Origin of the sequence: Streptomyces sp. NPDC046759 (assembly GCF_040645475.1) — a bacterium.
Lineage (GTDB): Bacteria > Actinomycetota > Actinomycetes > Streptomycetales > Streptomycetaceae > Streptomyces.
The window spans coordinates 391,584-406,498 of sequence record NZ_JBEYYJ010000002.1 but is presented as its reverse complement, the minus strand read 5'-3'; the positions used below and the strand labels follow the sequence as shown (position 1 = coordinate 406,498).

The following is a 14,915-nucleotide window of genomic DNA, read 5'->3' as shown; positions in this document are numbered from 1 at the left end:
ACTTGTCGGCGCACGTGCGCGGAGTGTGTGCCTCCGGCCTGCCCGGAGCGGCAGTATGAGAGGCGACAGCCGGACCGGAAACCGCCGACCGGACAGCTTGACAAGCATGTTCGAGCCCATTCCCGGGAGGACCCCCGTGGTGAACCCGCCGATGAACGTGGCGCGCCTGGCCGCCGTGGACGCGGCACAGGCGGCGCGGCTGCTGAGCGCGGTACGCGACGCCACCCTTGCCGGTCAACGTGCGCGGATCGCGCCCCGGCCGGTGATCGAGCAGTCCTGGGGCCGGATGCTGCGCAGCGGTGTCGATCCCGACCACGACTTCAGATCGGGGCTGCTGTCCTCCGAGGAAGTGCGGCGCCGGCGCGAGGAGTCGCCGCTCAGACATGTCCTGCCGGTGCTGCGTGAGGGTCTGCTTTCGGTCGCCGACGTCGCCCAGCACATCATGGTCGTCGCGGACGCCGACGGGCGTGTGCTGTGGCGGGAGGGGGCCCCGCCGGTGCTGCGCAAGGCCGACGGCCTGGGTTTCGAACTCGGCGCGGACTGGCGGGAAGACGTCGTCGGCACCAACGGAGTGGGCACCCCGGCGGTCGTACGACGGCCCGTGCAGGTCTTCGCCGCCGAGCACTTCGTGCGCTCGCACGCCTCCTGGACGTGCACGGGCGCGCCGATCACCGATCCGAGGGACGGCCGGCTGATCGGTGTCGTGGATGTCAGCGGCCCGCTGGAGACGATGCATCCGGCGACCCTCGCCTGGGTGGACTCGGTGGCCAAGCTGGCCGAGGCACGGCTGCGGGAGCTGCATCTGGACTCCCTGGAGCGGCTGCGGTCGGTGGCCGCGCCGGTGCTGGCCCGGCTGGACGGGCGGGCGCTGGTGGTGGACCGGGACGGCTGGTCGGCGGCCGTGTCCGGGATGCCGTACGTGCGCCGGGTCGCACTGCCCAAGTCGCTGGCGCCGGGCCGCCGGTGGCTGCCGTCGCTGGGCTCGTGCGCGGTGGAGCCACTGGCCGGCGGCTGGTTGCTGCGCGCGGCCGAGGAACCGCTCGGCACCGCCACCCGGATCGCGCTGGATCTGGCCGGGCCGGGCCGCCCCACGCTGACGGTGTCCGGTTCTGCGGGCTCCTGGTCGCGGGAACTCAGTCCGCGGCACGCCGAGTTGCTGTATCTGCTCGCCGCGCACCGCTCCGGCCGCGGTGCGGCGGCGCTGGCCGATGATCTGTTCGGGGATCCTTCGCGCACGGTCACGGTACGGGCCGAGATGTCACGGATCCGGCGGTACTTCGGGGAACTCCTGCAGCATCGACCGTATCGCTTCCGCGAGGACGCCGAGATCGAGATGTTTCTTCCCGAGGACCTCCGTGACCTGCTGCCTTCTTCGACGGCGCCGGCGGTCGCACGGAGGCGGACGGCCGTGCGGGGCGGCGGGCCCGCGGACCGGTGAGCCCCTCTTCCGGCGGATGTGCGGGGTCTTGGCCCTGCGCGGGCCGTTGCTGCCGTAGCATCCCTTAAGGGCCACCCCAACTGCTTCTCACATCAACGTACGGATCATCAGGCGCAGTTGGCCCGCCACCGTCCGGCGCCCCGGCGGTACGGGGCCCCGGAAGAGGGGACGAGATGAAGCATCGCGGCAGACACCGCCGGCGCAGGCGGGGCGCTGCACTGCGCGCGGTCCTGTCCGGGACCGCGCTGGCGCTCACCGCGGCCGCCACCCTGATCAGCGCGTCCCAGGCGGACGTCACCGACAGCCCCGGCGCGCTCCGGCCGCTCGCCTCCCCGGCGGACACCGGCCGGCTCCAGCTCCAGGAGCGGCTGGTCCCCGCCCGCACGCTGGACCGGCTCTCGGCCGCGATGGGCCGCCCGGCCGGCGTGGACGCCGTCCTGGCGAGCGCCGACCGCAGGATGCGCGCGTCCGCCGACTGCTCCTCCGCCGACCGCGCGTCCCTGCCCGTCGCACCGGCCGCCACCCGGGCCTCCTGCTGGGACCCGGCCGACGCCGCCGGCACCGCCTGGCGGCCGGCGTCGGTGACCACCTCCGGGGACGCCGACGACGACGGGGTCTGGGGCACCCACCGGGTCGTCCTGGCCGGCTGGACCCACAGCACCACCACCGGCCGCGCCGCCGAGCGCGGCCTGGCCAGGGTCGCCTTCGTGAACGCCGACGACCCCGCCCGCCTCGCCTACCGCTGGGTGCTGCTGGTGGTGCCGGTCGACGGCGGCCGCGACTACCGGGGGCTGGCCTCCGGGATCTCCGGGATGGTCTGGTACCAGGACAAGCTGCTGGTCACCGCGCGGTCCGGCAGCGCCGACGCGCTGTATGTGTATGACCTGGACCGGATCCAGCGCACGAGCGTCGACGGCCCCGCGATCGGCCGGGTACCCGGCGGCTGGTCCGCCGACGGCTATCGGTACGTGATGCCCGCGGTCGGCTCGTACCGCTTCACCGCGGGTCGCTGCGCCCGCTCCGGACCGCCCTGTCCCGGCGCGCTCGCCCTCGACCGGGGCACCGCCGGGGACAGTCTGGTCGCCGCGGAGTGGACCGCGCCGGACGGCGAGCGCAACGCCCGGCTGTGGCGGTACGCGTTCAGTACGGATCCGGCGCGCGAGGGCCTGCTCGCCACGGACGCCGAGGGGCGGGCGGCGGCGGTGGAGGCGTACCGGACCCGGACGGCCGGGATCCGGGGCGTGCTGTCGTACCGGCGGCCCGGAACGGAGCGTGCGTCCTGGTATGTGGGACGCCTGCCCGGCTCACGGGACGGGCACGGCGGGTTGTGGCGGCAGGACGCCGACGGGGCGAAGGCCGCGCACTGCGGTTCGGACGGCTCGCGCCGCTGCTGGGCCGAGAAAGCGGGCTCCCTGTCCTACTGGCAGGCAACCGGCGAGGTGTGGTCGCTGTCGGACCGGATGCTGTTCTGCGTGCCCCTGGCGGAGCTGGACAGTTCCCTGGGCTGACCAGGGGCCCGCTGGGTGACCCGGCCGATCGACAGACCGGGGCGCGGGATGATTCCCTGGCGCGCATGAGCAGCATCCCTGTCACCACCTGGTCCCTGGAGCAGACCTCGCCGGCCGATCTCCTGCCCGCCGCCGCGCCCGAGGGCGACGTCCGGATCGTGCGCGCAGAGGTCCCCTCCCCCGAGTTCAGCCGTTTCCTGTACGCCTCGGTGGGCGGCGACATCCGCTGGACCGACCGGCTGGGCTGGACGTACGCCCGGTGGCAGGAGCACCTGGACCGGGCCGGTGTGGAGACATGGGTGGCGTACGACCGGGGCACCCCGGCCGGCTATGTGGAGCTCGGCCCGCAGGACGAGGGCGTGGTCGAGATCGTCTACTTCGGTCTGATCCCGGCCTTCCGCGGCCGCCGCATCGGCGGCCATCTGCTGTCGTACGGGGCGGCCCGCGCCTGGGACCTGGCCGAGCGGTGGCCGGGACGGACGCCGACGAAGCGGGTGTGGCTGCACACGTGCAGCCTGGACGGCGAGTTCGCCATGGACAACTACCAGCGGCGCGGCTTCAAGCTGTTCGACACCAAGGTCGAGCTGGAGCCGGACACGACGGCGCCGGGGCCGTGGCCCGGCGCATACCCGGCCTGACCTGCCGGGACAAGCCTTCACGCACGGCATGTGAGCGACGACACCCTTGTCCCACATTCCGGGACGCGGATGTCCGCATGATGGATAAAGCTGGACTGTGTCCAGATCGCCATGACACGCTTCCGTCATGCCTGGAACTGGAATTGCCTTGGTGAGTCGGCGGCACGTCGACCTCGGCCGCATGTCCAGCGCCATCTGTCCGGCGAGCTGAGCGCCCCAGCACCGCCGCGAACCCCCCTTCCCAGATGTTCCTTGCGCAATGTCGCGCACGCCTGCCCGCGTGCGCGCGTCTGCGCAGGTCAGAGCTGATTCCCACCGGTCTCGAAGGACGTAGAACCATGGCCGCCACTCCGCCGAACACCGCCGCCTCCGCGCCCCGCCGCAAGGTGAGCCGTCACCGTGGTGAGGGTCAGTGGGCCGTGGGTCACTTCACCCCGCTCAACGGCAACGAGCAGGTCAAGAAGGACGATGACGGTCTCAATGTGCGGACGCGCATTGAGACGATCTATTCCAAGCGCGGTTTCGACTCGATCGATCCCAGCGACCTGCGCGGCCGGATGCGCTGGTGGGGGCTGTACACCCAGCGCAAGCCCGGGATCGACGGCGGCAAGACCGCGATCCTGGAGCCGGAGGAGCTGGACGACCGCCACTTCATGATGCGGGTGCGCATCGACGGCGGCGCGCTGACCACGCAGCAGCTGCGGGTGATCGGCGAGATCTCCCAGGAGTTCGCGCGCGGCACCGCGGACATCACCGACCGTCAGAACGTGCAGTACCACTGGATCCGGATCGAGGACGTGCCGGAGATCTGGGAACGGCTGGAGGCCGTCGGCCTGTCCACCGTCACCGCCTGCGGTGACACCCCGCGTGTGATGATCGGCTCCCCGGTGGCGGGGATCGCCGAGGACGAGATCATCGACGGCACGCCGGCGCTGGAGGAGATGAAGCGCCGCGTGCTGAACAACAAGGCGTACTCGAACCTCCCCCGGAAGTTCAAGACGGCCATCTCCGGCTCGCCGCTGCTGGACGTCGTGCACGAGATCAACGACGTGGCGTTCGTCGGCGTACGGCACCCCGAGCACGGCCCGGGCTTCGACGTGTGGGTGGGCGGTGGCCTGTCCACCAACCCGAAGCTGGGTGTCCGGCTCGGCGCCTGGGTGCCGATCGACGAGGTCCCCGACGTCTACGAGGGCGTCCTCTCCATCTTCCGTGACTACGGCTACCGCCGGCTGCGCAACCGCGCCCGCCTGAAGTTCCTGGTCGCCGACTGGGGCGCGGAGAAGTTCCGCCAGGTGCTGGAGGACGAGTACCTGAAGCGCGAGCTGGTCGACGGCCCGGCCCCCGAGCAGCCCGTGCAGCAGTGGCGCGACCACATCGGGGTGCACCGGCAGAAGGACGGCCGTTTCTACGTCGGTTTCGCCCCGCGCGTCGGACGCGTCGACGGCGCCACGCTGACGAAGATCGCCGACCTCGCGGAGGCACACGGCTCGGGCCGGGTGCGCACCACCGTCGAGCAGAAGATGATCGTCCTCGACGTCGAGCAGGACCAGGTCGACTCGCTGGTCGAGGGCCTGGAGGCGCTGGACCTCACCGCCCGGCCGTCCACCTTCCGGCGCGGCACCATGGCCTGCACCGGCATCGAGTTCTGCAAGCTCGCCATCGTCGAGACCAAGCAGCGCGGCTCCACGCTGATCGACGAACTGGAGCGCCGCCTGCCGGACTTCGACGAGCCGATCACCATCAACCTCAACGGCTGCCCGAACGCCTGCGCCCGCATCCAGGTCGCGGACATCGGTCTCAAGGGCCAGCTGGTCCTCGACGACAAGGGCGAACAGGTCGAGGGCTACCAGGTGCACCTCGGCGGCGCCCTCGGTCTGGAGCCGGGCTTCGGCCGCAAGGTGCGCGGTCTGAAGGTCACCGCCGAGGAACTGCCCGACTACGTCGAGCGGGTGCTGAAGCGGTTCCAGGCCGAGCGCGAGGACGGCGAGCGGTTCGCCACCTGGGCGTCCCGGGCATCCGAGGAGGCACTGTCGTGAGCGAGCGGGCCGCACCTTTCCACTGCCCCTACTGCGGCGACGAGGACCTGCGTCCGCACGAGCAGGGCCACGGCGCCTGGGAATGCGCGGCATGCAACCGCGCATTCCAGCTGAAGTTCCTCGGACTGCTGGCCCGGGGACTTCAGCGCGCCGACAACGGACGGGACGACTCGATATGACGACGGCTCAGCACGACCGTACGGCCGATGAGTTGCGGGCACTCGCCGAGCAGGCGGGCCGCGACCTGGAGGACGCCTCCGCCCTGGAGATCCTGCAGTGGGCGGTCGACACCTTCGGCTCGAAGTTCTGCGTCACCTCGTCCATGGAGGACGCCGTAGTCGCCCATCTCGCCTCGCGCGTGCTCGCGGGCGTGGACGTCGTCTTCCTCGACACCGGTTACCACTTCCCCGAGACCATCGGCACCCGCGACGCCGTCGAGGCCGTGATGGACGTCAACGTCATCACCCTCACGCCGAAGCAGACGGTCGCCGAGCAGGACGCGGAGTACGGCCCGAAGCTGCACGAGCGCGACCCGGACCTGTGCTGCGCACTGCGCAAGGTCAAGCCCCTCGAAGAGGGCCTGAAGGGCTACCAGGCGTGGGCGACCGGCCTGCGCCGCGACGAGTCGCCGACCCGGGCGAACACCCCGGTCGTCGGCTGGGACGAGAAGCGGCAGAAGGTCAAGATCTCCCCGATCGCCCGCTGGACGCAGGACGACGTGGACGCCTACGTCGCCGCACACGGCGTGCTCACCAACCCGTTGCTGATGGACGGTTACGCCTCCGTCGGCTGCGCCCCGTGCACCCGGCGGGTCCTGGAGGGCGAGGACGCGCGCGCCGGCCGCTGGGCGGGCCGCGCCAAGACCGAGTGCGGGCTGCACGGATGACGAACCATCACCTTCTTCAGGAGAACGACGTGACGACCGGAGCCACCGTCTGGCTCACGGGCCTGCCGAGCGCCGGCAAGACCACCATCGCCTACGAGCTCGCCGGCCGGCTGCGCGCCGACGGCCACCGCGTCGAGGTGCTCGACGGCGACGAGATCCGCGAGTTCATCTCGGCGGGCCTCGGCTTTTCCCGCGAGGACCGGCACACCAACGTGCAGCGCATCGGCTTCGTCGCCGAGCTGCTCGCCCGCAACGGCGTCAAGGCGCTGGTGCCGGTGATCGCGCCGTACGCGGACAGCCGGGACGCCGTACGCAAGCGGCACGCGGAGAACGGGACGGCGTACCTGGAGATCCATGTGGCGACCCCGGTCGAGGTGTGCAGCGTGCGCGACGTGAAGGGACTGTACGCCGAGCAGGCCGCGGGCCGGCTGACCGGGCTGACCGGCGTCGACGACCCGTACGAGGAGCCTCAGGCTCCCGATCTGCGGATCGAGTCGCAGAACCAGACCGTGCAGGAGTCGGCGGCGTCGGTGTACGCCCTGCTGAGCGAGAGGGGACTGGCATGACGACCGTGACCGAGGTCGAGGAGGGCACGGAGAGCCCGTACGCCCTGTCGCACCTGGACGCGCTGGAGTCCGAGGCGGTGCACATCTTCCGCGAGGTGGCGGGCGAGTTCGAGAACCCGGTGATCCTGTTCTCCGGCGGCAAGGACTCCATCCTCATGCTGCACCTGGCGCTGAAGGCGTTCGCGCCCGCGGCCGTGCCGTTCTCGCTGCTGCACGTGGACACCGGGCACAACTTCCCCGAGGTGCTGGAGTACCGGGACCGTACGGTGGCCACCCACGGGCTGCGCCTGCATGTGGCCTCCGTCCAGGACTACATCGACCGGGGTGTGCTCAAGGAGCGTGCCGACGGCACGCGCAACCCGCTGCAGACGCTCCCGCTGACGGAGAAGATCCAGAGCGAGAAGTTCGACGCCGTGTTCGGCGGCGGCCGCCGCGACGAGGAGAAGGCCCGCGCCAAGGAGCGGGTGTTCTCCCTGCGCGACGAGTTCTCCCAGTGGGACCCGCGCCGCCAGCGCCCCGAGCTGTGGAACCTGTACAACGGCCGGCACGCACCCGGCGAGCACGTCCGGGTGTTCCCGCTGTCGAACTGGACCGAGCTGGACGTGTGGCAGTACATCGCCCGCGAGGGCATCGAACTGCCGCAGATCTACTTCGCGCACGAGCGCGAGGTGTTCCAGCGGGGCGGCATGTGGCTGACCGCCGGTGAGTGGGGCGGCCCGAAGGACGGCGAGAGCGTCGAGAAGCGCCAGGTCCGCTACCGCACCGTCGGCGACATGTCCTGCACCGGCGCCGTCGACTCCGACGCCACCACGCTGGACGCCGTGATCGCCGAGATCGCCGCGTCCCGGCTCACCGAGCGGGGCGCGACCCGCGCCGACGACAAGCTCTCCGAGGCCGCGATGGAAGACCGCAAGCGCGAGGGGTACTTCTAAGCATGAGCACGACCACGACCGAGGCGCTCTCGGCCACCACGCTGCTGCGGTTCGCCACCGCCGGCTCCGTCGACGACGGCAAGTCCACGCTCGTCGGGCGGCTGCTGCACGACTCCAAATCGGTCCTCGCCGACCAGCTGGAGGCCGTGGAGCGGGCGTCCGCCGGCCGCGGCCAGGAGGGCCCGGACCTCGCCCTCCTCACCGACGGTCTGCGCGCCGAGCGCGAGCAGGGCATCACGATCGACGTGGCCTACCGCTACTTCGCCACACCCCGGCGCCGGTTCATCCTGGCCGACACGCCCGGGCATGTGCAGTACACCCGCAACATGGTCACCGGCGCCTCCACGGCCGAGCTGACCGTGATCCTCGTCGACGCCCGCAACGGTGTGGTCGAGCAGACCCGCCGGCACGCGGCGATCGCGGCCCTGCTGCGCGTGCCGCACGTCGTGCTCGCGGTCAACAAGATGGACCTCGTCGGGTACGAGGAGCCGGTGTTCGCCGCGATCGCCGAGGAGTTCACGGCGTACGCGACCGAACTGGGCGTGCCCGAGGTCACCGCGATCCCGATCTCGGCGCTCGCCGGTGACAACGTGGTGGAGCCGTCCGCGAACATGGACTGGTACGGCGGCCCGACCGTGCTGGAGCACCTGGAGACCGTGCCGGTCAGCCACGACCTGGCGCACTGCCACGCCCGGCTGCCCGTGCAGTACGTGATCCGCCCGCAGACCGCGGAGCACCCGGACTACCGGGGCTACGCGGGCCAGATCGCGGCGGGCACCTTCCGGGTCGGCGACCGGATCACGGTCCTGCCCTCCGGGCGCACCACCCGGATCAGCGGCATCGACCTGCTCGGCGAGCCGGTGGACGTGGCCTGGACGACGCAGTCGGTGACGGTCCTGCTGGAGGACGACATCGACGTCTCCCGCGGCGACCTGATCGTGCCGACGAAGGACGCGCCCGCCACCACCCAGGACGTGGAGGCGACCGTCTGCCATGTGGCCGACGAGCCGCTGCGGGTCGGTCACCGGGTGCTGCTCAAGCACGGCACCCGCACCGTCAAGGCGATCGTGAAGGACATCCCGTCCCGGCTGACGCTGGACGACCTGTCCCTGCACCCGCACCCGGGACACCTCGTCGCCAACGACATCGGCCGGGTGAAGATCCGCACCGCCGAGCCGCTGCCGGTCGACTCCTACGCCGACTCCCGCCGCACCGGCTCCTTCATCCTGATCGACCCCGGCGACGGCACCACGCTGACCGCGGGCATGGTCGGTGAGTCGTTCGCCGCCCCCGAGCCGGTCAAGGACGAGTCCGAAGACGACGGCTGGGACTTCTGAGCATGAGGACGACCGACGTCTACTCGACGTTCGCGAAGGAGGGCGGCCGCGTCGGCAGCGGCGCCCTCGGCAGCGGACAGGGCGGAGTGGCCCGATGTGTGCGCTGACGTACGCGCACCGCTCGCGCGCCCTCACCCCCCACCGCCGTAGACGAAGACCTGCCGATCTCCCGGCCACGACCTGAGGGACGTGACCCGCCGGGCCAACGAGAGGACCGCCTCCCGTGCCTGCCAACCGCTCAAAGCTCCATCGCCGCGGCATAGCCGCGCTCGCCGCCCTTCCCCTCCTCGCGCTCGCCGCGTGCGGCTACGGCTCCGAAGCCAAGAGCGACGACACCACCAAGGTCGCCGCCGGCGCCAAGAAGATCGACGGACTGGACTCCGTCAAGATCGGGTACTTCGGCAACCTGACCCACGCGACCGCGCTGGTCGGCCGTGAGCAGGGCCTCTTCCAGAAGCAACTGGGCGCCACCAAGGCGGACTACGCCACGTTCAGCGCGGGCCCGTCCGAGATCGAGGCTCTCAACTCCGGCTCCATCGACATCGGCTGGATCGGACCCTCCCCGGCCATCAACGGCTACACCAAGTCCGGCGGCAAGAGCCTGAAGATCATCGGCGGTTCGGCGTCCGGCGGTGTGAAGCTGGTCGTGAACCCCAAGAAGATCACGTCCCTGAAGGACGTCAAGGGCAAGAGGATCGCCACCCCTCAGCTGGGCAACACGCAGGACGTGGCGTTCCTCAACTGGGTGGCCGACCAGGGCTGGAAGGTCGACGCGCAGAGCGGCAAGGGTGACGTCACGGTCGTCCGCAGCGACAACAAGGTGACGCCGGACGCGTTCAAGGCCGGATCGGTCGACGGTGCCTGGGTGCCGGAGCCGACCGCGTCCAAGCTGGTCGCCGAGGGCGGCAAGGTGCTGCTGGACGAGTCCACGCTGTGGCCGGGCAACAAGTTCGTGATCACGAACATCGTCGTGCGGCAGGCCTTCCTCAAGGAGCACCCGAAGGCGGTCGAGGCCGTGCTGAAGGCCTCCGTCGAGGCCAACAAGTGGATCGACGCCAATCCCGACCGGGCGAAGGCGGCCGCGAACAAGCAGCTGGAGGCCGACTCCGGCAAGGCCCTCCCGGCGAACGTCCTGGACCCGGCGTGGAAGTCCATCCGGTTCACCGACGACCCGCTGGCCTCCACCCTCCGCACCGAGGCGGCGCACGCGGTCAAGGCCGGGCTGCTCGACAAGCCGGATCTGAAGGGGATCTACGACCTGACGATCCTGAACGAGGTCCTCAAGGCCGAAGGCGCGAGCCCGGTCGACGCCGCCGGTCTCGGCGCCAGCTGACGCCCGTCCCGATGAGTTCCCAGGAGGTGACGACCATGGCGACGACGTTCGTCGAGGCCGCCGAGTCGGTCGAGTACGCCGCACGCCTTGAGCACGTCTCGAAGTCCTACGCGACACCGGGCGGGCAGCAGCTCGTCCTGGACGACATCAGCCTCGATGTCGCGCCCGGCGAGTTCGTCACCCTCCTGGGGGCCTCGGGCTGCGGCAAGTCCACGCTGCTGAACCTGGTGGCGGGCCTGGACCGGCCCACCGCCGGGTCCATCAGCACCGACGGCCGGCCGGCGTTGATGTTCCAGGAGCACGCGCTGTTCCCGTGGCTGACCGCGGGCAAGAACATCGAACTGGCGCTGAAGCTCAGGGGAGTTCCCAAGGCGGAGCGGCGCGGCAAGGCCGAGGAGCTGCTCGAACTCGTCCGCTTGCAGGGCGCGCACGGCAAGCGTGTGCACGAGCTGTCGGGTGGTATGCGGCAGCGGGTGGCGCTGGCCCGCGCGCTGGCGCAGGAGAGCAATCTGCTGCTGATGGACGAGCCGTTCGCGGCCCTGGACGCCATCACGCGGGACGTGCTGCACGACGAGCTGACCCGCATCTGGTCGGAGACCGGGCTGTCCGTGCTGTTCGTGACGCACAACGTGCGCGAGGCCGTACGCCTCGCGCAGCGGGTCGTGCTGCTGTCCTCCCGTCCGGGCCGGGTGGCCCGCGAGTGGGAGGTGGGCATTCCGCAGCCGCGCCGCATCGAGGACGCGCCCGTGGCGGAACTGTCCCTCGAGATCACCGAAGTCCTTCGTGGGGAGATCCGCCGCCATGGCCAGCACTGAGACGACGACCGCCCCGGGGACCGGGAGCGTGGAGGCCGGCCTCGACGCGCTGGAGACCGCGCAGCCGGGCCGTACGCCGTTCCGCAGGACCCTCGTCGACAAGATCCTGCCGCCGATCACCGCGGTCGTCGTGGTGCTGGTGGTCTGGCAGGGCCTGATCACCCTGAAGGTCGTCGACGACCCGACCAAGCTGCCCACGCCGGGGGCGGTCTGGCACGCGTTCCGCGACGACTGGCTGCAGGGCAAGCTGCTCGGCTACATCTGGACCAGTGTCTCGCGCGGTCTGCTCGGGTTCTGCTTCGCGCTGGTGATCGGCACCCCGCTGGGGCTGCTGGTGGCGCGGGTGAAGTTCGTGCGCGCGGCCATCGGCCCGATCCTGTCCGGCCTGCAGTCGCTGCCGTCGGTGGCCTGGGTGCCGCCGGCCGTGATCTGGCTGGGCCTGAACAACTCGATGATGTACGCGGTGATCCTGCTCGGTGCCGTGCCGTCCATCGCCAACGGCCTGGTGTCGGGGGTGGACCAGGTGCCGCCGCTGTTCCTGCGGGCCGGCCGCACGCTGGGCGCCACGGGTCTGAAGGGCACCTGGCACGTCACCCTGCCGGCCGCCCTGCCCGGCTACGTGGCCGGCATGAAGCAGGGCTGGGCCTTCTCCTGGCGCTCCCTGATGGCAGCCGAGATCATCGCGAACTTCCCCGACCTCGGCACGGGCCTCGGCCAGCTGCTGGAGAACGCCCGCACCGCCAGCGACATGGCCATGGTGTTCGAGGCCATCCTGCTCATCCTGTTCGTCGGCATCGCCATCGACCTGCTGATCTTCAGCCCGCTGGAGCGGTGGGTGCTGCGCAGCCGCGGGCTGCTGGTGAAGGGCTGAGCGCACCATGCACCGTCCGGTTCTCCTCGTCATCGCCCACGGCAGCCGTGACCCGCGGCACGCCCGGGCCGTGCACGCCCTGGTGGAGCGGGTGCGGGCGCTGCGGCCCGGGCTGCGCGTGGAGACCGGGTTCCTGGACTTCAACGTCCCCTCCGTGCCGGGGGTGCTGGAGTCGCTGGCGGCCAAGGGAGCGCGGGACGTCGTCGCCCTGCCGCTGCTGCTGACCCGCGCCTTCCACGCCAAGGCCGACATCCCCGCCGTACTGCGGCAGGCGCCGGCGCGGCTGCGGATCCGGCAGGCGGACGTGCTCGGCCCCTCCCCGCTGCTGCTGTCCGCGCTGGAACGGCGGCTGTACGAGGCGGGTCTGACGCCCGCCGACAAGCCCTCGACCGGGGTCGTGCTGGCCTCGGCGGGATCCACCGACCCGGAGGCGATCGCAGTGATCGCAGAAATCGCGCGGGAGTGGCGGCACACCGGTTGGTGCGCCGTGCGGCCTGCGTTCGCCTCCGCATCCCTTCCGCGGACCGAGGACGCCGTGGCCGAGCTGCGCGCCCTGGGCTGCGAGCGGGTCGCCGTGGCGCCGTACGTCCTGGCCCCCGGCTTCCTGCCGGACCGCATCGCGCGGGGCGCGGCCGGTGCGGACGTGCTGGCGGACGTGCTGGGTCCGGCGCCCGAGGTGGCGCGGCTGCTGCTGGAACGCTACGACGCGGCGCGCCGGCCCGCGCTGACGGCGCTGGGAGCCTGATCACGCGGCACGGGCCGGGGCCCCGTGGCGGCGGGGCTCCGGCCCGTCACAGACCGAGCGCGTGCAACAGGTGCTGGGTGAAGGTGAGGCTGCCGGTACCGGCGCCCGCGGTGACGGCGACGTTCTCCAGCGCGGTGCGGATCCGGCCCCGGTTGGGCGGCAGGCCGTCCTCGGCGGACAGCGCCAGCTCCGCCTGGATGACCTCCCCGTTTCCGGCGATCCGCGGATACTCGGCGCGCAGCGCCTCGGTGAGCCGGTCGGCGACGGCCATGAGGTCCTGGATGTCCGGCGTGCCGTTCCTGGGGTCGATACGGCTGAAGTCGACGGGATGGTTCCCGAAGTCGTACGTACTCATGTCCTGTCCTCGCTCGTGTCCGAAGGAGCCTTCGGGGGTGGGGTGGCTATCGGCTTCGGCGTGGGCGGCTTAGGCCCATGGGGCCCGCCCGCCCGTGGAGACCGGGCTCTGGCGCGCCGAAGACGCCGGGACGGCTGACGTCACCGATGCCGTGGTCGTACGTTCCGTCACCGGGGGCGTCGCCCGGTCTGCTGACGCCGGCGCGCCGCCGGACCGGCCGCCCGGCTCCGTGCTGCTGCCGGCGAACGGCCCGGTGGGGGCGGCGGTGGGGGCGGCCTCGCCGGCACGGGGCGAGAGCGTCCGCGACGGCGCCGAGTAGGCCGAAAATCGCCACCCATCCGGGTGAATGGCGTCCGTTGACCGTGCCGCGGCGGGGGCGGGAAGGGCGGCCGGTCCGACCGCTCGCAGGCGCCCGGGAGTGCCCGGCCGGTCCCCGGCGGGCGTGCGGCCGCCGCGGGCGGTGAGAACGCCGTCGAGGCGCACCGGGCCGCCGCCCGGCCGCCGGGTCGCCGCGGTCCCGCGGGACTGCGGCAGCGCAGGTAATGGTCTGCCCGTCACGCTCATTCGCCCCCTCCGGCCGTCCGCGCGCTTCACCCTAGGGACACGCCGGTGTGTTTGTCGCGGGGTTCGCGGAGCGCTGGCCCCGGGGGCTGGGCGCGTGGTAAAGGGCACCGCGGTCCGGCGCTCCCCTGCGACGTCGGACCGCGGCGGCTCTTCGTTCTGCGCCTGTCACGGCCCACGTGTCACTCGTCCGCCGAACTCGGTGCGCGCGAGGGGCTTTTATCGGCCACTCGGCCGCACGCTCAGTCGAAGCGTAGGGCGCCGGTGCGGGTGCGCTTGAGCTCGAACAGGTCGGGGTGGCGGGCCAGCACCCGGAAGCTGTCGAAGAGTTCGGCCGCCTCCGCGCCACGCGGGACGGCGCGCAGCACCGGTCCGAACCACACGGTGCCGTCGACGTGGATGGTCGGCGTGCCCACATAGCCACCCGACTCCGGCTCCACGCCGGCCTCGTGACTGCGGCGCACCGCGTCGTCGTACGACGGATCGTGCGCGGCGGCCGACAGGTCCGCGGGCAGCCCGAGTTCGGCCAGCGACTCGGCGACCACCTGGTCGAAGTCCTCGATCCGGGCTTCGTGGATCCGGGTGCCGAACGCCGTGTACAGGTCGCGCAGCACCTTGTCGCCGTGCCGCGCGGCGGCGGCCACGGCGACCCGCACCGGGCCGATCGAACGGTCCACCAGGTCCCGGTACCAGTCGGGGAGTTCGTTGCCCGTGTTGTGCAGGTACAGGCTCATCACCCGGAACCGGAGGTCGAGCGGGCGCAGCCGCTCGACCTCCAGCAGCCAGCGTGAGGTGATCCAGGCGAAGGGACAGGCGGGGTCGAAGAAGAAGTCGACCCGGGTCGGGGTGGACTCGGCGGCGGTGTCGCGGTAGGTCATGCAAGCGACGCTAGTC

At 71.8% G+C, this 14,915-nt stretch carries 17 protein-coding genes; 15 read left to right on the top strand and 2 right to left on the bottom strand.

All coding sequences use genetic code 11. From position 1 onward, the window contains the following. Positions 1-151: 151 nt before the first annotated feature. From ABZ919_RS04535 to ABZ919_RS04470, 14 genes are all read left to right on the top strand, one after another. On the top strand, positions 152-1,438 hold the full coding sequence (locus ABZ919_RS04535) for a GAF domain-containing protein (RefSeq protein WP_361242858.1): 1,287 nt from the start codon (positions 152-154) through the stop codon (positions 1,436-1,438). A 173-nt stretch (positions 1,439-1,611) separates the two neighbouring features. Then, positions 1,612-2,946, top strand: a complete 1,335-nt coding sequence (locus tag ABZ919_RS04530) for a hypothetical protein (protein ID WP_361242732.1) — start codon at positions 1,612-1,614, stop codon at positions 2,944-2,946. A gap of 65 nt (positions 2,947-3,011) precedes the next feature. After that, positions 3,012-3,584 (top strand): GNAT family N-acetyltransferase, encoded by a 573-nt coding sequence (locus ABZ919_RS04525; RefSeq protein WP_361242729.1) that lies wholly within the window; start codon positions 3,012-3,014, stop codon positions 3,582-3,584. Positions 3,585-3,711: 127 nt separating this feature from the next. Then, positions 3,712-3,795, top strand: a complete 84-nt coding sequence (locus tag ABZ919_RS04520; protein ID WP_310739661.1) for a putative leader peptide — start codon at positions 3,712-3,714, stop codon at positions 3,793-3,795. Positions 3,796-3,922: 127 nt separating this feature from the next. After that, positions 3,923-5,620 (top strand): nitrite/sulfite reductase, encoded by a 1,698-nt coding sequence (locus ABZ919_RS04515; protein WP_361242727.1) that lies wholly within the window; start codon positions 3,923-3,925, stop codon positions 5,618-5,620. Continuing rightward, a complete protein-coding gene (locus ABZ919_RS04510) occupies positions 5,617-5,799 on the top strand; it encodes a hypothetical protein (RefSeq protein ID WP_361242723.1) in 183 nt (60 codons plus the stop codon). Before ABZ919_RS04515 ends, ABZ919_RS04510 begins: the two co-directional genes overlap by 4 nt. Continuing rightward, on the top strand, positions 5,796-6,506 hold the full coding sequence (locus ABZ919_RS04505; protein ID WP_361242720.1) for a phosphoadenylyl-sulfate reductase: 711 nt from the start codon (positions 5,796-5,798) through the stop codon (positions 6,504-6,506). Before ABZ919_RS04510 ends, ABZ919_RS04505 begins: the two co-directional genes overlap by 4 nt. Positions 6,507-6,535: 29 nt before the next feature. Then, on the top strand, positions 6,536-7,072 hold the full coding sequence (gene cysC, locus ABZ919_RS04500) for an adenylyl-sulfate kinase (protein ID WP_361242717.1): 537 nt from the start codon (positions 6,536-6,538) through the stop codon (positions 7,070-7,072). After that, positions 7,069-8,004 carry a sulfate adenylyltransferase subunit CysD gene (gene cysD, locus ABZ919_RS04495; RefSeq protein ID WP_361242714.1) on the top strand — a complete coding sequence of 312 codons (936 nt, stop codon included), beginning with the start codon at positions 7,069-7,071 and terminating at the stop codon, positions 8,002-8,004. The genes cysC and cysD overlap by 4 nt, the downstream gene beginning before the upstream one ends. A gap of 2 nt (positions 8,005-8,006) precedes the next feature. After that, complete coding sequence (locus tag ABZ919_RS04490; RefSeq protein ID WP_361242711.1) at positions 8,007-9,341, top strand: GTP-binding protein; 1,335 nt, start codon at positions 8,007-8,009, stop codon at positions 9,339-9,341. A gap of 223 nt (positions 9,342-9,564) precedes the next feature. Continuing rightward, positions 9,565-10,674 (top strand): aliphatic sulfonate ABC transporter substrate-binding protein, encoded by a 1,110-nt coding sequence (locus tag ABZ919_RS04485; protein WP_361242708.1) that lies wholly within the window; start codon positions 9,565-9,567, stop codon positions 10,672-10,674. An 11-nt stretch (positions 10,675-10,685) separates the two neighbouring features. After that, on the top strand, positions 10,686-11,489 hold the full coding sequence (locus ABZ919_RS04480; protein ID WP_361242705.1) for an ABC transporter ATP-binding protein: 804 nt from the start codon (positions 10,686-10,688) through the stop codon (positions 11,487-11,489). Then, positions 11,476-12,360 (top strand): ABC transporter permease, encoded by an 885-nt coding sequence (locus tag ABZ919_RS04475; protein WP_361242702.1) that lies wholly within the window; start codon positions 11,476-11,478, stop codon positions 12,358-12,360. Before ABZ919_RS04480 ends, ABZ919_RS04475 begins: the two co-directional genes overlap by 14 nt. Before the next feature lie 7 nt (positions 12,361-12,367). Next, positions 12,368-13,105 carry a sirohydrochlorin chelatase gene (locus ABZ919_RS04470; protein WP_361242699.1) on the top strand — a complete coding sequence of 246 codons (738 nt, stop codon included), beginning with the start codon at positions 12,368-12,370 and terminating at the stop codon, positions 13,103-13,105. A 46-nt stretch (positions 13,106-13,151) separates the two neighbouring features. On the opposite strand, the gene ABZ919_RS04465 is transcribed toward ABZ919_RS04470, so the two are convergent. After that, a complete protein-coding gene (locus tag ABZ919_RS04465; protein WP_361242696.1) occupies positions 13,152-13,460 on the bottom strand; it encodes a hypothetical protein in 309 nt (102 codons plus the stop codon). A 94-nt stretch (positions 13,461-13,554) separates the two neighbouring features. On the opposite strand from ABZ919_RS04465, the gene ABZ919_RS04460 reads away from it, so the two are divergent. Further along, on the top strand, positions 13,555-13,779 hold the full coding sequence (locus tag ABZ919_RS04460; protein ID WP_361242693.1) for a hypothetical protein: 225 nt from the start codon (positions 13,555-13,557) through the stop codon (positions 13,777-13,779). 484 nt (positions 13,780-14,263) lie between these two features. On the opposite strand, the gene ABZ919_RS04455 is transcribed toward ABZ919_RS04460, so the two are convergent. Beyond that, on the bottom strand, positions 14,264-14,899 hold the full coding sequence (locus ABZ919_RS04455; protein ID WP_361242690.1) for a DsbA family protein: 636 nt from the start codon (positions 14,897-14,899) through the stop codon (positions 14,264-14,266). Between the last annotated feature and the right edge of the window lie 16 nt (positions 14,900-14,915).